The organism is Rossellomorea vietnamensis (genome assembly GCF_001305855.1).
GTDB classification, from domain to species: Bacteria; Bacillota; Bacilli; order Bacillales; family Bacillaceae_B; genus Rossellomorea; species Rossellomorea vietnamensis_A.
On the sequence record NZ_LIXZ01000001.1, the window covers coordinates 64835 to 83037 of the forward strand.

The window sequence follows — 18203 nt, forward strand, 5'->3', positions numbered from 1 at the left end:
CTTTACCTCCTATTTTATTAACGCATTGCAATCAACAATCAGCGCTACTTGCCCATCTCCTAAAATGGTCGCACCAGAGATCGCAAATACATCGTTTAAATAATTCCCTAAGGATTTCAATACAACTTCCTGCTGACCAATAAAGGAATCGACGACTAACCCGGCCATTTTTTCGCCTTTTCGTACAATGACAACAGAATACAATTCTTCCTCCTTGGAATGTTTCGGTACTTCAAATACATCCTCGAGGAACAACAATGGCACAACTTTCCCTCTGAAATCAATCACTCTCTGATTATGAGCTTTCATGATTTCTTCCTTTTTCACAATTGCCGTTTCAATAATGGAAGAAAGAGGTATGGCATACTTTTCTTCTTGTATTTCTACGAGCATGACCGAAATTATCGATAAGGTGAGTGGTAATTGGATAGAAAACAATGACCCCTGCCCTTCCGTGGAATCAATCGTAATGGAACCACCAAGAGACTCAATCGTCGCTTTTACTACATCCAGTCCGACCCCTCTACCGGAGATATCCGAAATTTGTTCGGCTGTCGAGAATCCTGAAGCAAGTATCAGTTCGTAGATTTGACGGTCGGTTAATGTATGAGCGGCTTCATCTGTGACGATTCCTTTCTGAATCGCTTTCTCGAGGACCCTCGCTTTGTTGATGCCTGCTCCATCGTCTTCAAGTTCGATAAAGACATGATTTCCACTATGATATGCTTTCAGCTTGACGGTTCCCTGTTCCGGCTTCCCATTTTCCAACCGGAGTTCCGGCATTTCAATCCCATGATCCAACGCGTTCCGTATTAAATGAACAAGAGGATCACCTATTTCATCTATCACCGTTCGATCAAGTTCCGTTTCTGCACCGATGATTTCTAATTCGATTTTTTTATTCAAATCCCGTGCAAGCTGTCTGACCATTCGTGGAAAGCGATTAAATACGGTTTCAACAGGAACCATACGCATATTGAGGATGATATTTTGCAAATCCCCTGATATTCTTGTCATTCTTTCCACTGTTTCATTTAACTCAGGATTATTTAAATCCTTGGAAATTTGTTCTAATCTTCCTCTATCAATGACTAGCTCCTCAAAAAGGTTCATAAGGACATCCAGTCGTTCTATGTTGACTCGAATCGTTTTATTGGAAGGATTCGAATGCTTCGTCACGTTTCCGGCGGGTTTAGAAGTCTCCTGTTCTTTTACTTCCACTTCTTTCTGGGGCTTTGCAATATTGGCAACCTCTGCTTGATTCTGGTTCTGTAGATGCATGCTCGTGAGTTCCACAACAGAGACTTCGTCCACTTCAGAAACTTTACGTACGGCACTCTCTATATGAACGGCCTCTTCTTTAGACACAACGGCAATAACGAAGGAATGGTCGAATTGCTCCTCCTCAAGCTGATCTACTGTCGGAAGGGATTTAATGACTTCACCTAATTTCCCCAGCACTTCAAAGACCATATACACCCTGGCAGCTTTAAGCAGGCAATCCTCCCTGAGTGAAACGGAAATTTCAAAGCAACGGAATCCTTGTTCATGGGATTGTTGTATAACCGTTTGCTCAAAGGCTTCATATTGCATGGATAATGTCTGCTTTTCAGTCGTTTCCGCAGTTGCAGCGACCTCACTGTCAACAAGTGCTGTATGTAGACTTTCCCCTTTTTCTATGGCCTCAAGCATCGCTACGACTTCAGTGACATCCCGCTTTCCATCTCCTCCATCGGCAATGGAGAACACCATGGCTTCAAGATCATCGACGGATTTAAACACAACATCCAATATTTCAGGTGATACTTTTATTTTTTCATTCCGGATTGCATCAAGAACGTTTTCCATTTTATGGGTAAGATTTGCTAAATCCTCATATCCCATCGTGGCAGACATCCCTTTAAGGGTATGAGCAGATCGAAAGATTTCATTGACAATCGTGAGATCTTCCGGATTTTTCTCCAATTCAAGCAATTGCTCATTGCAGGTTTGCAGATTTTCTTTACTTTCTTCTATAAATACTTCTAAGTATTGACTCAGCTCCATGTGCTCCACACCTCTCTACACCATGTACGTCATAATTGATCGAGGAATATCCCCGATTTGTTCCACCCTGTCCACTAACTGTGTAGCGATAGCCGATTTTGGCATCCCGAACACAATACAAGTCTCTCTTGATTCTGCGATAGCTTTTACTTCGCCTTGCTCTTTAAGCTTGATCAGTCCTTGTGAACCATCAGCACCCATCCCGGTCAAAACCACAGCAATTTTGGCATAGTGTCGAAGCAGGCTAGCCGACTCAAACAATATGTCAACCGAAGGTCTATGACCATTTCTCGGTTCCTCTTTCGAAAGTTGAATCGTTAATTGCCCGCCAGTTTCTACCACCTTTGTATGTACACCACCCGGGGCAATGTAGGCCGTTCCTTTTGTGAGAATTTCACCGTGTTCGGCTTCCTTCACATTTATGGAGGCTTGACCATCCAACCGGTTGGCGAGTGATCTTGTAAATCCAGGCGGCATATGCTGAACGATAACGATTGGCGCATCCAGCTGACAGGGTAACCCTGTTAATACGTTTTGTAAGGCTCGGGGACCACCCGTCGATGTTCCTATCAGTATCACTTTAGGGGATTTCACGCCCCATGTAGGTTCCATCGGCAATGGTTCTTTCATTTCTAGTGAGCCGATTTCTGGGGCATTTGCTGTTTTCCTCTGAAACGTCCTGGTTATTTTACTCACATTCACATTGCTTGCAGCCACTACTTTTTCCACCATTTCATCTTGAATCTTATGAAGATCCAAAGAAATGGTCCCCGATGGTTTCGCAACGAAATCAACTGCTCCAAGCTCCATGGCTTTAACCGTCTCCTCCGCCCCTTCTATTGTCGTTGAAGAAAGCATGACGACTGGGACAGGGCACTCCGCCATAATCCTCTTTAACGCCTCTATCCCATTCATTTTCGGCATTTCTACATCAAGGGTTACGACATCGGGTCGAAGCCGTTTAATCTTGGCAATCGCGTCTTCACCATTCCTTGCAATCCCTATCACTTCTAGCTGTTTGGTGCTCGTTAAAAATTCACTGATAAGTTTTCTCATAAATGCTGAATCATCTACAACTAGAACCTGTTTCATTCAGGGCTTTTACCTCCCAAAAAATAATTTTCGAAATGTCCTAACAAACCCTGTCCCTTTACGACCCCTGGACTCCTTCGTACCTGTCAGGCGATGAACCATCGTATGCAGGCTCAGCGTCATGGCTGATGCAGGATAACCTACAACGATCGGTGTTTGATGAATGACGGCCTTCCTGACAGCTGAATCTTCTGGAAGTACCCCCAGTGATACGATTTCCTTGTGAAGGAACTTCCTCACTGTTTCTTGTAATCTAGTAATGGTCTGAAGTCCTTCATTCTTGAATTCCGCCCGATTACATAAGAGATAGAAAGGTTTTTCCCCATCCCTCAGGTAGATATATTTCATCATAGAATAGGCGTCGGTAATGGATGTGGGTTCAGGAGTGGTGACAACAATGATTTCATCGATGGCGAGGAGAAATTCAAGTGTTTCCTTCGTAGCACCTGCCCCCATATCGAATAGAATATAATCATACTTATGGATGGCGTATTCCATTACTTCGAAAAAGCGTTCCATTTGCTTATCTTTCCACTCCACAATATCCTTTAGGCCATTACCCCCACTTATGTATGAGATGCCATGAATATTTTCACATATAATGGTGTCGATATCTAGTTCTTTTTCCTCAATATAATCCATGATGGAGTAGGAATGATGACTTCCAAGTAAAATATGAATGTTCCCCATCCCTATATCCATATCGAATAATAGAACCTTCTTATTCTCTTTACCAAGCAGGATGGAGAGGTTAGTAGATATATTCGATTTACCGACCCCTCCCTTTCCACTTACGATTGCAATCGTTTTAGCAGGTTCAGAATCGGACAGGAGCATTTTCCTCCTCAGATTATATGCTTGATCTTTCATAGCTGAATCCTTTCATGAGCATACTTACGATTTCATCCTCTTCCACCTCGGTAATATCCTCAGGGACATCCTGACCATTCGTTACGTAGGCAGCACCGATCTTCGCTTCTGATATCATATTGATCATGGAACCGTAACTTGATGTCTCGTCTGATTTAGTAAAGATAAAACGATCAATATCGATAGAAGAAAATTGAGAAATGATTTCCCTCATGTCCCGCTCTTTACTTGTCAATGATAGAACCAGATAGGTTTCCATATGTTGATCGAAATCGATGATCTTTTGCAAATCCTCTACATATTTTCTTTCCCTGAAATTACGGCCAGCTGTATCAATGAATACATGATCGTAGTCCACGAACTTCTCGATTGCTTTTTTAAAGTCCTCCATTTTATACACCACTTCAACAGGGACATTCAGGAGGCCTGCATAGGTTTTCAATTGTTCAATCGCTGCGATCCGATATGTGTCAGTCGTGATAAAGGCTATTTTCATGCGTTTCTCTATCACAGCTTCAGCGGCCATTTTGGCTAGGGTCGTCGTTTTACCGACACCCGTAGGACCAATGACATTGATATATTTTCGGCTATAACTTATTCCACCAAAGGTGATTTCTTTTAAATATAGATGAAAAAAACGTTTCACTTCTTTATGAGCCCATTCATCCTTATTGACGGCTTGAACCGATTCACTTGTGATTTTCTCTTCCATCGCATCGCCCAATTGAAACAGCGTGGAGTCACTAACGTCCTGTTTCTTAAGGTGAAGCAGAACTTCCTTTACATCATCACTGAATTTTTCAAAATGATCCCTGGATTTCATGGAAGAAATCATCTGCTTTAATTCCTTTAATTCTACTTCTACCAATCGATTGGAATCATGCTCAGTCTTCTGTTCTTTTTCCAAGGCTGGTTGAATGACCGATGTTGAAGCTCGCTTCGTTTTCACCCGGCTGATTTCCAGTTTTTCATTTTCGACCTCCGGATCAATGGCCGCGATTACCTGAATCACTTTTTTCTTGAACAATCCGATAAAGCCACCTGTGTATGAGACTTTGGAATTTAGTATGACTGCATCATCACCCAGTTCAGCCCTTACCTTCTTCATTGCTTCATTCATGGATGGAGCTGTGTACTTCTTTACTTTCATCCTACATTCACCACCCCTAAACTTTGTACTTCTACATTTGCCTCTAATTCGTTATACGAAATGATAGGCACCTGAGGAAAATATCTTTCCGTTAATTGTCTTACATACATTCTCACAGCAGGAGAACAAAGAATGACGGGTGATTCCTCCATAAGGGAAAGCTGTTCCACTTGAGAGGCGACAGCTTCCAGAATGCCCTGCGAGTCATTGGGATCCATGGATAAATAGTTGCCATGCTCCGTTTGCTGAATCGCATCGGCAATCATTTTCTCCACCTTGCCGCTCATGGTGACCACCTTTAATGAAGCGTCCCCTTGCACATATTGATTCGTAATTTGCCTTGCTAGTGACTGTCTTACATACTCTGCTAACAGATCTGTATCGGAACTCATCTTCCCGTAATCGGCAAGTGTTTCAAAGATGATCGGTAAATTCCGGATGGAAACATTTTCTTTCAATAGCTTGGAAAGTACCTTTTGCACTTCTCCTACAGACAATGGATTCGGGGTCACTTCCTCAACAAGGATCGGATAAGATTCCTGCAGATGATCAATGAGCTGCTTCGTTTCCTGTCTTCCCAGAAGTTCGTGTGCATTATTCTTAATCATCTCCGTGATGTGAGTTGACACCACTGATGGAGGATCTACTACTGTGTATCCAAATATTTCAGCCTGCTCTTTCATATCTTCAGATATCCATTTAGCCGGAAGGCCGAAAGACGGCTCGATCGTATCGATCCCTTCAATGGAGTCATCTTCCACTCCCGGACTCATCGCCAGATAGTGATCTAAGAGGAGTTCCCCCCGAGCCATTTCATTTCCTTTGATTTTCAACCGGTATTCGTTCGGCTGAAGCTGAATATTATCCCGGATCCTCACAACAGGGATGACGAGGCCAAGCTCAATGGCCAATTGACGTCTGATCATCACGATCCTGTCAAGAAGATCTCCCCCCTGGTTTGTATCTGCAAGTGGAATCAATCCGTATCCGAATTCAAATTCAATCGGATCGACATTAAGGAGGTTTACGACGCTTTCAGGACTCTTCATTTCGTCCTGCTCCACCTCTTCCTCCAATTCCATCATGTCTGTTTCACTTTCTTTAGGCGACCTTGACAACATATAACCACCGATCCCGAGTAGGGCTGCTACCGGTATCGTCAATATATCGTTGATTGGCGTTGCTACGCCGAGCATGAAAATGGTGAACCCGGATACATAGAGCATGACAGGATAAGCCAGGAGCTGATTCATGATATCCTGCCCCAGGTTCCCTTCAGATGCAGCCCTGGTCACGACGATACCTGTTGCTGTGGATATTAATAGAGCCGGGATTTGACTGACGATTCCGTCGCCGACTGTCAGAAGTGAGTAACGGGTTGCTGCCTCTGCGATAGGAAGCCCTTGTTGGGTCATTCCGATGATGATCCCGAATATCAGGTTGATCAAGACGATGACGATCCCTGCGATGGCATCACCCTTTACAAATTTAGATGCTCCGTCCATGGCCCCATAGAAATCCGCTTCTCTTCCTACTTTTTCACGCCGGTTTCTTGCATCGTGTTCAGAGATCATCCCGGCATTTAAATCAGCATCGATACTCATTTGTTTCCCGGGCATGGCATCGAGTGTAAAACGTGCTGCAACCTCTGATACACGTTCAGAACCTTTCGTAATGACAATGAATTGTATGACGATCAATATGATGAATACAACAAGTCCAACAAGGATATTCCCACCTACAACGAATGTTCCAAAGGTTTCCACAACGTCCCCCGCTTCACCCTTACTAAGGATCGATCTCGTTGTGGAAACATTTAGACCCAATCTGAAAAGCGTCAATAATAATAATAGGGAAGGAAATATAGAAAACTGTAACGGTTCATTCATATTCATGGAGATTAGGAGGACAAGTAATGCAAGTGAAATATTCATGATGATCAATAAACTCAATAACCAGGATGGGAATGGAATAATAAGCATGGCAACGATTAGTATGACACTTGCTAAAACAGATAAATCTCTTGCTGACATTGTTTCTCTCCTAACTGCTTACATCTGGTTTTTGATTCGGTAAACATAAGCCAAAATTTCTGCTACTGCCTTGAAAAACTCTTCAGGTACGCTATCGCCGATTTCTGCCGAGTCGTAAAGCGAACGGGCAAGCGGCCGGTTCTCTACCATTACGACGTCATTTTCACTAGCGATGTATTTTATTTTCTGTGCCAGGTAATCAACACCCTTTGCCACGACATACGGGGCATCCATTTTATCCTCATCATATTTAAGGGCAATGGCAAAGTGAGTGGGATTGGTGATCACTACATCTGCCTCGGGAACTTCCTGCATCATTCGCCGCATGGCCATCTCCCGCTGTCTTTGCTTAATTTTGGATTTGATGAGGGGGTCACCTTCAACGTTTTTATGTTCGTCTTTCAGGTCCTGTTTTGACATCCTTATGTTCTTCTCAAAATCGTATTTCTGATAAAGATAATCAAAAAGAGATAAGAATAATAACGCAAGCGATGCTGCAATCCCCATTTGGATTGTCAGGCTTGCCATGGTCGTCAGTGAGACTCCCACCGATTTAAAGGACAGACTCAACACCCGGTCGATATTCATCCATAGAATGACAAACGTAATGGACCCTACAAATGAAATTTTCAGGATCGATTTTAATAATTCGACAATGGCACGAAGGGAGAATATCCGCTTAAATCCTTTGATGGGGTCGATCTTCTCCAATTTAGGCTGTATAGGCTCTGTTGTGAACATGACACCCACTTGTATATAATTGGAGATTAAGCCGGCAACGAGGGCGACTAGCATGATAGGGCCAAGCAGCAGGGCAATCTCTTTCATCAGGTCCATGGTGATGACTTGAACGGTATTTTCCGTAAGGTCCATGAGCATGTATTCCTGAAACGTTTGATGAAACAAATCAAATACGATGTCCCCTATATAGGAAGCACTGAAGGTCAGAAATAAAAAGACCGCTAGAAGGATGATGGCCGTATTGACATCCTGACTTTTCGCTGTTTGACCTTTTTTTCTCGCGTCATCCCTTTTTTTGGGAGTTGCTTTCTCTGTCTTTTCCCCACTGAAATACTGTAGGTCTAATGATAGCCACTGCAATTTATGTGCCTCCAATAATTTTCATTAAATCCCTCATGGTCACAAACATCATTTCAAACAATTTCTGCATGACCGTAAATGTGACCCCCATGACTATAAATAATACGATGAAGGCTACCCCGATTTTTATGGGAAACCCAACAACAAATATATTTAACTGGGGTACGGTCCTCGCTACGATGCCTAATGCCACATCGACAAGGAAAAGAGTCGCAACGACGGGAATGGACATCTGAAAAGCGATGATGAACATGGAATTAAAGGATGTAATGACATACTCGATTAAGTTCTCATTTCCAAACGGAATCCAAGGAGAATCGATCGGAATCAATTGATAACTGTAAAAAATCCCATCGAGCAGTAAATGATGACCATTAAGGGCGAGCAATAACAAAAGGGCGAATGTATATAAATATTGTCCCGTCAAAGGACTTTGGGCTCCGGTTTGAGGATCGATCACGTTCGCAATGGCAAATCCCATTTGAAAATCAATGAAGCCCCCAGCTATTTGAATAGCCGTTACAATCATGTAAGCAACAAAACCGATCAAAAGACCGATCATGGCTTCTTTCATGATCAAAAGAAAGTATTGGCCGTTGATTTCAAATGCCTTTGAGTCGATCGTATAGTACATGACCCATGATAGTACCACTGAAAAGGCGATTCGATGCTGTGCAGGTATATTTCGATATGAAAACAGCGGCATTGTGACAAAAAATGCCGAAACCCTCACAAAAACGAGTAGATATACCGATAGTATAGGTACGAGCTCTTCCATTCTACTACCCTACGAACCTTGTTAAATCTGAAAAAATCTGCGAAGTATACGTCACAAGCTTCGTTAACATCCAAGGCCCGAAGAAAACGATGCCGATCAGCACGGCAACGATTTTCGGAATGAAGGCAAGTGTCTGTTCTTGAATTTGGGTTGTCGCTTGAAAGATACTGACAATCAACCCGACAACCAGGGCCAGTAGCAGTAATGGACCTGATACGACGAGAGTAACGTAGATACCCCTCTCTGCTATGGCAATTACGGATTCAGCATTCATTGTAACCCACCTACTTAAAAGCTTTGTAAAAGAGATTTTATTACTAAATACCAGCCATCCACTAAAACAAATAGTAAAATTTTGAACGGCAATGAAATCATGACAGGCGGAAGCATCATCATACCCATCGACATCAAGACACTTGCAACGACCATATCGATGACCAAAAATGGTATGAAAATCATAAATCCTATCTGAAAAGCCGTCTTGATTTCACTCAATGCGAATGCCGGCACTAAGGAAGTGAGAGGAATATCTTTCACTGATTCGGGACGTTCAGCCCCTGAATATTCCAGAAATAATTCCAAATCCTTTTGTCTCGTCTGCTTACTCATAAATTCCTTAAAAGGAATCGAAGCCTTCGTGTATGCTTCTTCCAGATTGATCTCTTCGTTAAAAAGAGGTGTCAATGCTTCATCATTCACCTCTTGGAAAGTAGGAGCCATAATAAAGAAAGTAAGAAATAAGGAAAGTCCGATCAGTACCTGATTCGGTGGCATTTGCTGAGTGGCAAGGGACGTACGGACGAAGGACAGGACGATCATGATCCGGGTAAAGGATGTCATTAATATCAGAATACTGGGTGCAAGTGATAGGACGGTAAATAGTAACAGCAGCTTTACACTTGTGGATACATCATCTGCTGAGCTACTATTGAAAAACTCCATGAATTCATTCATCTGACTGTTTCCCCTTATTCTTTAACTCCCTGAGCATCTTTTTTCTTCCCTTGTTCATTTCCTCAAGTTGTAATTTTAACTGTGCTTGAAATGAACTGTCCGTTTTATTCGGCGAAGACCCCTTGACTCTGTTCATCAAGTTTGAAACGGCAGATTTAGCATCGGGATATTGGGATTCCTCATAATAGGAAAGAATCTCTTCTTTTTCTTTTTCATCCCTTACCTCTTTCAAAAGCTGAATATCTTCACCCACACCCAAGACCAGAACCTGCTTGCCTACCTTTACTATCTGTACTGAACGGTTCCCCCCAAGTGGGGTCCCGCCTAAATGATTGATTAATTTGGTTTGTTGAAACGATCTTCCTTTTTGATTAATGAACTTTAATAAAAAATATATAAGTGCCACTACAAAGATAAGGGCAACGATCATCTTAAGGTAATCTACAAACGTAACGGAAGTGGCTAGTCCTGATTCAGAACCTTCCACTCCATCCGTTTGCTGCCCCTCGCATGTATCTGGATGCTCTATGCAGTCTTTCACATTATTCACTTCAGCAAATGCTGTAATATCCCCGACAGCTGCCGTGAAGACGACAAGCAATATTGCAAATAGAATTTGAAACTTTTTCAATACATGCACCTTCTTATTAACTGTTAGCTTAACGCTTTCTGGATCGCTTCGATTACACGATCGGCCTGGAACGGCTTTACGATAAAGTCCTTCGCACCAGCTTGAATCGCATCGATGACCATAGCTTGTTGGCCCATGGCCGAACACATAATGATTTTCGCACCGGCATCAATTGACTTGATCTCCTTTAAGGCAGCGATACCATCTTTTTCAGGCATGGTAATATCCATCGTCACAAGATCGGGTTTTAACTCCTTGTATTTATCCACAGCCTGACTTCCATCCGCTGCTTCCCCTACCACATCAAAGCCATTTTTCGTTAAAATATCTTTAATCATCATTCTCATAAAGGCTGCATCATCTACAATTAGAATCTTATTCGCCATTACCCTCATCCTCCATCATTTCAAATATAAATCTATCATTATTTTAGTTTTTTAATTCGATCACTCTGACTTACAATGTCTGTGATTCTGACACCGAAGTTCTCATCGATGACAACAACTTCCCCTTTGGCCATCAACTGGCTGTTCACAAGGATATCGACCGGCTCTCCCGCTAACTTATCGAGTTCAATGATCGAACCAGACGATAATTCGAGGATGTCCCTTACTGATCGATTTGTTCTTCCGAGCTCCACCGTCACTTGAAGTGGAATATCCAAAAGCATATTTAAATTTTTACTTTCCTGTTGTCCCAGTGCAGCAGGCTCGAAGCTACTGAATGTTGCCGGTTGTACATGTACGGGCTCAGAATGTCCGCTTTGTCCCCCAAGATGCTGAGGGTTGGACTGGTGAGACGTGTTCGTACTTTCCACGTTACCGCTATATGCCGGTTCAGGATCGGCTTTCGGTGCCTCCATACTCGGCGCGGACGTTGCCGCGACTTCCTTTGTGGCTCCACCATTCATTAATTCATCCACTAAACTCCTGGCAAAGGATAGAGGCAGGAGCTGCATGATATTAGAATCAATCAGATCTCCTATTTTTAACGAAAACGATACTTTCACAAGCAGGTCTTGTTCTGGTATGTTTTCTTCCCCTTCGCCTTGTGGAATGTACATGAGATCAATGGATGGAGGTGAAATATCCACCTTCTTACTGAATACAGTCGACATCGATGTAGCAGCTGAACCCATCATCTGATTCATGGCCTCCTGTACAGCACTGAGCTGAATTTCGCCGAGATCCCCGGATGGATTTCTTCCATCGCCGCCAAGCATCAAGTCGGCGATGATGGACGCATCTGATTGTTTGATCACGAGCAAATTCACCCCGGAGAACCCTTCGGTATATTGAACCTGAATGGCTACATAGGGATGAGGGAATTCCTCTTCTAAATAGTTCTTATTGATGATGGTTACTTTAGGAGTCGTGATTTCCACCTTTTGATTCAATAAAGTGGAAAGGGCTGTTGCTGAACTTCCAAACGAAATGTTCCCGATTTCACCCAAAGCATCTTCTTCTATGGAGCTGATGTAATCGCTCATCTTAATCTCTTTGCGGGCCGCAATTTCTTCTTCAGGCTCCGCCGAACCACGAAGTAACGCATCTATTTCATCTTGCGATAACATATCATCACTCATCTTCGTCGTCTCCCCCCTTCAAAGAATCTAAAATTTGCACTGCCATTTTTTTATTTGATTTACCAGGCTGTGCAGTAAATTTAGGAATCTCACCTATTTTAATAGTTAAAGGATCATCGATTCGGGTATTCATTTCAATGACATCACCAATCGAAAGCATAAGGAATTCCTCGATGGTGATATCCGATTGTCCCAGTTCCGCCACGACCGGCACTTGTGCCCTCTTGATTCTTCTTTCCAGCTGAGCGGTTTCTTCAGGGTTGCTTTCTTTCCGCTTGGATTCCATCCAATAACTGCCGGATAGTTTCGGAAGGATCGGTTCCAATACAACGTGAGGAATGCAAATATTGATCATTCCACTGGTCTCACCAATCGTTGTATTCAAGGAAATGACCACTACGGTTTCATTGGGAGAGACCATTTGCAGAAACTGTGGATTCACTTCAAATTCAGCAAATACTGGATCAACGTCCACCACTGTGCTCCATGCTTCCCTGAGATTTTCAAACGCCTTTTCAAATAGTTGACTCATGATTCTCGTTTCAATTTCCGTCAGACTCTCCACTTTATTGACACTGATTCCTCTGCCGCCCATGACCCGGTCCATCATTGAATAAGCGATATTCGGGTTGATTTCCATAAGGATCCTTCCATCCAGTGGCGGCAGTTCATATACATTCAAAATCGTCATTTTCGGGACCGAGCGAATAAATTCCTCATAAGGAATCTGATCGGCAGAAGCCACATTAATTTGAACGTAAGTCCTTAATTGGGCAGAGAAATAGGTCGTTAAAATCCTTGCGAAATTCTCATGTATCCTCGTTAAGCTTCTGATCTGGTCTTTTGAAAAACGCAGGGCTCTCTTAAAATCATATACTTTGACTTTCTTCTCTTCTTCTTCTTTCTTGAAATCATCCGCACTCATCTCCCCGGTATTGAGGGCTGATAACAGAGCATCAATTTCACTTTGAGACAATATTTCACTAGCCATCCCTTCACCTCCAAACCTTCCAGGCTTATTTATTGAATCATCATAGAGGTGATATAAACTTTTTCTACCGCGCCTTCCTGCATAAGGGAGTTCACTTTGTCTTTAACCTTTGTCTCGACCAATTCTTTCCCTTTTTTTCCTTGCAGTTCTTCTGCTTTCAATTCTGAAAGCTCTTCTATGATGATATTATTCACTTGAAAATCCCTTTTCGCTAATTCTTTCTTTGCCTTCTTACTATCCGTTTGAATTTTAAATGAGATACGAATAAAGTCGTTGCTCATTAAATTCGTGGTCATTTCCGGTATGTCCACCGAGTTTTCAATCACTTCTTCGATGGAGGGATCTTTTGCTTCTTCATTCCCGGAAAACTTCAGCAATACCACCAGTGAAATTACACCTACGAGGGTAATGGTCGCCAATGAAATCATCATGATGGTCATCGTTTTACTCTTCAATTTGTACTACCTCCCTCCTGGGGCAAATGAAGCAGATTCACTTTTTGAAAAAAGGTAAGCGAGAGGGAATTGACCTCATCCACTGATTCTTTGACAACATACCGTCTACCATTTGTTAATAGAATGGTAGTATCGGGAAATGCTTCGACTGTTTCTATGTATAGGGCATTCAACGTAAACGATTTACCATTCAGTCTGGTCAATGTAATCATTCATTTGTTGGTAGTGGCTGATCTATTCAGCCACTACCTTCCTCCCTTTCAAGAAATTAACGTTTTAAGTTTACAAGTTCTTGCAGGATTTCATCTGACGTTGTGATGATCCGTGTATTTGCCTGGAATCCACGCTGAGCTACAATCATTTCTGTAAACTCCTCTGAAAGGTCGACATTGGACATTTCCAAGAACCCTGATTCTATTGTGCCAATACCTGTACTGCCTGGATCATCAATAGTTGGAGTCCCGGAATTTGTTGTTTCTCTAAAGTAATTACCCCCAACTTTTTCTAGACCGCCGTCATTTGGGAACTTGGCTAATGTCAATTGACCGGCCTCTTTAAGCTCGCCGTCTTTATCAATGTAATTAACCGTACCATCTTGCCCAATGCTCATACTTTTAGCATCAGTAGGAATATTGATTTTAGGTTCCAGATAAAGTCCATCACCCGTAACTAAATCCCCATTATTATCCATATAAAAATTCCCAGCCCTGGTATAGAAGGTTTCCGTGCCTGCTTTATCAGTTGCTTGAAAGAATCCAGAGCCAGAAACCGCTAAATCCAGTACTCTACCAGTTGACTGTAAACTTCCGGTTGTATGAATGGTGTCGATTGTAGATAGTTGGGAGCCCAATCCAACTTGTCTAGGGTTAACTCCTCCCCTTGTATCACCAGCAGCACTTGCTCCTGAGATATTTTGATTTATCATGTCTTTAAATACAACCCGGCCTTTTTTATATCCGTACGTATTGACATTGGCAATATTATTTCCTATAACATCTAATTTGGTCTGAAAGTTTTTCATTCCACTTATACCTGAATACATTGAACGTAGCATGAATATTTTCCCCTTTCGTATGTGCTGTTTCAGTCATTCCACAGCATAAAGGCTTCCTTTTTCAGGTCCAGCCTATGAATCGATTAATATGGTTCCATTAATGTTGGTGAATATTTGAGAATTTGCCTCTTCACGGTCGAGTGCAGTGATCACCGTCTGGTTCTTTGCACTTACAATCAATGCGGCATCTTTCAGTATTACCAGTGAGTCCTGTACACCCTTATTCTTCGCTTCTTTCACTTTCTCCCCTATCTTTTCCCACGTTTCAGAAGGGATCGAGATTCCTCTTTGTTCCATCCTTACTTTTGCATGTTTACTGATTTGCATTGGAGGGACATCTTGAATTGCTTTATCCAATTGAGTTGCAAATGATGTCGAAGGCCGGGTAGATCGATTAACTGCTTTACTATGATAATTAGGCGTGATAGGTTGCGGTGAGCGGTGAAAGAACGTTTTTTCCATAAAACCACTCCCTAAGATTCAATTTTAAACAATGCATTACTGGAGATTTTTTCACCTGATTCAGTGTGAACCCATATTTGGGAATCCTTCTTCGAAACAGATTGAACCACTCCGCTCAGTTCTCCTTCCTCTCCACTCCATGTCACCTTCTTGCCTATTAACAAAGATGCGCTTACGAGAGATGAATCCCCACTTCCTGAAGTATTCACTTGTGAAATATTCCCCGGGGTCAAGATCGTTCCATCTTCCATGATGAATTCAACAGAGTCCCCTTTAAAACGGACACCCTTAACGAGTCCTTGTCCTTCTTTAATTTCAGGTGCTTCATCTGATTCAGATTCAATAACCTTATGCCAGGTCACTTCTTTTCCCACAAATTGATTATAAGAAATCAATTGGGTCTGACTTTGGTTATCCACGAATTTCTCCATCGTCTGGGTAAGATTGGTCATTTGCTCCAGGGAAGAAAATGTCGCCATTTGTGCGATGAAATCCTTGTCCTGCATGGGATTCATCGGGTCTTGATTTTGCAATTGGGTCATCAGGATTTTAAGGAAATCATCTTTCCCTAAAATATCCCCGCCTGCTTCACGTTGTTTTGCCTGAACGGTGGAATATAGTAAACTGGGATCTATTTTCGTCATGTCATCACCTATATTTCAGTATTTACGAGATAATCTTTAAACGATTGTATCTCCTCTTCATGTTTCAATTCTCCTTGATCGGATTGTTGCTGTTTGTGCTGATTGGACTGCTGCTCGGAATGTCCTTTATACTGGTGCTCAGTATCCGTGAATGCCTGGGAGATTTGGATCTTCTCAACATTCAGATTCTGGGCACTGAAAGCCTGTTTCAATCCATGAATCTGTGAATCCAGCATTTCTTTAGCACTTGTGGTAGAAGCAAGGATCTTCGCTGTCATGACACCATTTTGCTGCAGTAATTCAATTCTTAAAGAACCCAATTGTTCAGGATACAGTTTAATCAACAGCTTACTCATATTTGGTTGGGACAGCATATTCGATTTACCAAGGATGTTCTGAAATTCTTTAACAAATTGCTCGTATTGAAGTGAGCGGTCAGATGATGATAGATTCATTGCAAAGGTTTCAGCCTTCGGCAGAACAAAGTGAAGATTGGTTCCTTGAAACTGCTGAATGCCTTTCTTATCGTTCGCTGAACCATTCATATCAGGATTCCTTTCAATCGTTTCTTCAGGTACACGGCGAGTATAGGCTTCTCTGAGAATTCTTGACCAGTCACCTGACGTTTGTGCAAGTTTCGTCAAGGGACCCTCTATCCCGGATTGAATATTCTTCATCGCATCTTTAAGCTCTACTGCTTTAGACGCATCAGTGACATGCATATCACGGTTACGTGTAAAAAGCTCCATTACTTTCGCCAATTTGACGACGACTTCAATTTCACCCTGGCTATTTAATTCTTTCAAAGAATTTTCCACAGTTGACTTTGCTCCCTTGATAACGTGTGAAAGGGCGGTCTGCAATAATTGAAGTGTGCCAAGCAGATCTTCATAAACATCTTCAACCTGATCCGAATCGACAGGTGACCCCGTTCCCAACATGACAGACTTCAATTCAGAAAATAGTGTTGTGATTCCTTCAGTACTTACACCCAAAATATTTGCAATCTGGTTAACATCAACTTCTTTCACTTTCGATAGTTGATCCACCTGCTCTTGTGTGAGGCCGAGATCCTCCAGCTTACCGGTTGCAAGAATAGCTTCCAGATTCACGAGAAAAGACAATGTATCTTCTGCCTTAACTTCTTTCAATTCACTGCTTTGGTTGGCGACAAACCCGAGAAGATGTTGTGAAAAGCCAACTTCTTTTTTTGAAAGATTTCCTTCCTTATACACAGGTGATGCAGGGTTTACCCTTTGTGCAGCGATTCCGATTTCCATTCATTCACCTCCTTTAAAGACACAAAACTGATCATTCATCTGCTGATAGAAGACTAGTGTATCTTGCAGCATCCTCCGGAGGCATCTTTTCTAAAATGTCTGCCAGCGTATCTGGTTTAATGTTTGAAAGAATCTTCATCGCCTCTTCATCTTCCATTTTCATCAGAACCGGAGCGGCGCTTTTTGCAGACATCGCTTCAAAGGTATTGACTACCTCCTTAAACGCCCGTTTGTTGTCTTCACCGATCTGTCGCAGTTCATTCATTTCTTCCTTCTGTTGCTGGATGGTTGCCTGAAGCTGCTCATTGTCACTGTCTTTTTTATCTATTTCACTTTGAAGCTGAGTTATTTTTGCTTCTTGATCTTCCATCGAAGCGTTTAATGATATCATTCTCTCTTGTAATTGTTTCCTGTCCTCTCCATCATCTGTAGGGATGACCTTTGCTATAAATGGAATTTCCGAGCCTAATGACTGTGCTTTTTCAAATACATTGATACCTGCAAACGTCATGATGACCAAAGCGAAGGTGATGGCAAACAAGAGAGGAATGACAATGATGAAAATGAATCTTTGGAAGCGGTTGTGTGAATCTTTGCTTTCCTCTTCGACTACCTTTGCCATGAAATCACCTAACTCCCCGTTTCAAATATTGAACAACCGACACTTCGTCTAATTGCTTGTTTTCCATCGATTGGATGTCTTGAAGAAACCGCTCTAAATCTTTTTCTTTCATCTTTTCGTATTTTTTCACTTCCACATTCATATCCACCAGTTTTTCTTCATACCAATTCATCCGATTCCTCGCTTGGATTACCAGATCCTGATAATAAGAGATGGTCTTTTCAAGATTGGTGATGAACTGTTGATGATGACGGATATCCTGTACAGATAAGCCCCCCTGTAATTTATCCACCTGATGGAGCTCCAGGGTTTCTTTCTTTTTCAAAAATTCATATAGCTTACCCGCAACGGTTTCAAACTTTTCAATGGAACCCCGGTACATCTCCTGGACTTCATCTTTTTCCTTTTCTTTCAATGTCAAGATTCGTTGGAATTTATACTGATAATTCATTCGG

The 18203-nt window shown here is 42.2% G+C and carries 21 protein-coding genes; all 21 read right to left on the reverse strand.

Going from position 1 to position 18203, the window contains the following annotated elements; all coding sequences use genetic code 11:
• Window positions 1–9 precede the first annotated feature (9 nt).
• The 21 genes from AM506_RS00305 to fliJ all read right to left on the reverse strand — a co-directional run bounded on the left by AM506_RS00305 (window position 10) and on the right by fliJ (window position 18199).
• Entirely contained in the window at window positions 10–2046 is a 2037-nt protein-coding gene (locus tag AM506_RS00305; RefSeq protein WP_060669700.1) for a chemotaxis protein CheA, read from the reverse strand.
• Window positions 2047–2061: 15 nt separating this feature from the next.
• Complete coding sequence (locus AM506_RS00310) at window positions 2062–3138, reverse strand: protein-glutamate methylesterase/protein-glutamine glutaminase (RefSeq protein WP_060669702.1); 1077 nt, start codon at window positions 3136–3138, stop codon at window positions 2062–2064.
• Window positions 3139–3147: 9 nt separating this feature from the next.
• Window positions 3148–4008, reverse strand: a complete 861-nt coding sequence (locus tag AM506_RS00315; protein WP_060669704.1) for a MinD/ParA family protein — start codon at window positions 4006–4008, stop codon at window positions 3148–3150.
• Window positions 3989–5158: a flagellar biosynthesis protein FlhF gene (gene flhF, locus AM506_RS00320; protein WP_060669706.1), complete on the reverse strand. Its 1170-nt coding sequence runs from the start codon at window positions 5156–5158 to the stop codon at window positions 3989–3991. Before flhF ends, AM506_RS00315 begins: the two co-directional genes overlap by 20 nt.
• Window positions 5155–7191 carry a flagellar biosynthesis protein FlhA gene (flhA, locus tag AM506_RS00325; RefSeq protein WP_060669708.1) on the reverse strand — a complete coding sequence of 679 codons (2037 nt, stop codon included), beginning with the start codon at window positions 7189–7191 and terminating at the stop codon, window positions 5155–5157. The genes flhF and flhA overlap by 4 nt, the downstream gene beginning before the upstream one ends.
• A gap of 18 nt (window positions 7192–7209) precedes the next feature.
• A complete protein-coding gene (flhB, locus tag AM506_RS00330; RefSeq protein ID WP_060669709.1) occupies window positions 7210–8292 on the reverse strand; it encodes a flagellar biosynthesis protein FlhB in 1083 nt (360 codons plus the stop codon).
• Window position 8293: 1 nt separating this feature from the next.
• Window positions 8294–9070 carry a flagellar biosynthetic protein FliR gene (fliR, locus tag AM506_RS00335; RefSeq protein ID WP_060669711.1) on the reverse strand — a complete coding sequence of 259 codons (777 nt, stop codon included), beginning with the start codon at window positions 9068–9070 and terminating at the stop codon, window positions 8294–8296.
• Between the two features lie 4 nt (window positions 9071–9074).
• Window positions 9075–9344, reverse strand: coding sequence for a flagellar biosynthesis protein FliQ (gene fliQ / locus AM506_RS00340; RefSeq protein WP_034760208.1), 270 nt, complete (start codon window positions 9342–9344; stop codon window positions 9075–9077).
• 14 nt (window positions 9345–9358) lie between these two features.
• Window positions 9359–10024 (reverse strand): flagellar type III secretion system pore protein FliP, encoded by a 666-nt coding sequence (fliP, locus tag AM506_RS00345; RefSeq protein ID WP_060669713.1) that lies wholly within the window; start codon window positions 10022–10024, stop codon window positions 9359–9361.
• Window positions 10017–10655 carry a flagellar biosynthetic protein FliO gene (locus tag AM506_RS00350; protein WP_060669715.1) on the reverse strand — a complete coding sequence of 213 codons (639 nt, stop codon included), beginning with the start codon at window positions 10653–10655 and terminating at the stop codon, window positions 10017–10019. The genes fliP and AM506_RS00350 overlap by 8 nt, the downstream gene beginning before the upstream one ends.
• 23 nt (window positions 10656–10678) lie before the next feature.
• Entirely contained in the window at window positions 10679–11041 is a 363-nt protein-coding gene (locus AM506_RS00355) for a response regulator (RefSeq protein WP_060669717.1), read from the reverse strand.
• Between the two features lie 38 nt (window positions 11042–11079).
• The gene (gene fliY, locus AM506_RS00360; RefSeq protein WP_060669719.1) at window positions 11080–12240 is read right to left on the reverse strand and encodes a flagellar motor switch phosphatase FliY; all 1161 of its coding nucleotides are present in this window, start codon (window positions 12238–12240) and stop codon (window positions 11080–11082) included.
• A complete protein-coding gene (gene fliM / locus AM506_RS00365) occupies window positions 12233–13231 on the reverse strand; it encodes a flagellar motor switch protein FliM (protein WP_060669721.1) in 999 nt (332 codons plus the stop codon). The genes fliY and fliM overlap by 8 nt, the downstream gene beginning before the upstream one ends.
• Window positions 13232–13260: 29 nt before the next feature.
• Window positions 13261–13671, reverse strand: a complete 411-nt coding sequence (fliL, locus tag AM506_RS00370) for a flagellar basal body-associated protein FliL (RefSeq protein WP_060670661.1) — start codon at window positions 13669–13671, stop codon at window positions 13261–13263.
• Window positions 13672–13682: 11 nt separating this feature from the next.
• The gene (locus AM506_RS21960; protein WP_082386185.1) at window positions 13683–13898 is read right to left on the reverse strand and encodes a flagellar FlbD family protein; all 216 of its coding nucleotides are present in this window, start codon (window positions 13896–13898) and stop codon (window positions 13683–13685) included.
• A gap of 56 nt (window positions 13899–13954) precedes the next feature.
• Entirely contained in the window at window positions 13955–14740 is a 786-nt protein-coding gene (flgG, locus tag AM506_RS00375; RefSeq protein ID WP_060669723.1) for a flagellar basal body rod protein FlgG, read from the reverse strand.
• A gap of 72 nt (window positions 14741–14812) precedes the next feature.
• Window positions 14813–15202, reverse strand: coding sequence for a TIGR02530 family flagellar biosynthesis protein (locus AM506_RS00380; RefSeq protein ID WP_060669725.1), 390 nt, complete (start codon window positions 15200–15202; stop codon window positions 14813–14815).
• Window positions 15203–15213: 11 nt separating this feature from the next.
• Window positions 15214–15846: a flagellar hook assembly protein FlgD gene (flgD, locus tag AM506_RS00385; protein ID WP_060669727.1), complete on the reverse strand. Its 633-nt coding sequence runs from the start codon at window positions 15844–15846 to the stop codon at window positions 15214–15216.
• A gap of 8 nt (window positions 15847–15854) precedes the next feature.
• Entirely contained in the window at window positions 15855–17126 is a 1272-nt protein-coding gene (locus tag AM506_RS00390) for a flagellar hook-length control protein FliK (protein ID WP_060669729.1), read from the reverse strand.
• A 31-nt stretch (window positions 17127–17157) separates the two neighbouring features.
• Window positions 17158–17748, reverse strand: coding sequence for a MotE family protein (locus tag AM506_RS00395; protein WP_060669731.1), 591 nt, complete (start codon window positions 17746–17748; stop codon window positions 17158–17160).
• A 4-nt stretch (window positions 17749–17752) separates the two neighbouring features.
• Window positions 17753–18199: a flagellar export protein FliJ gene (gene fliJ / locus AM506_RS00400; RefSeq protein WP_060669732.1), complete on the reverse strand. Its 447-nt coding sequence runs from the start codon at window positions 18197–18199 to the stop codon at window positions 17753–17755.
• Between the last annotated feature and the right edge of the window lie 4 nt (window positions 18200–18203).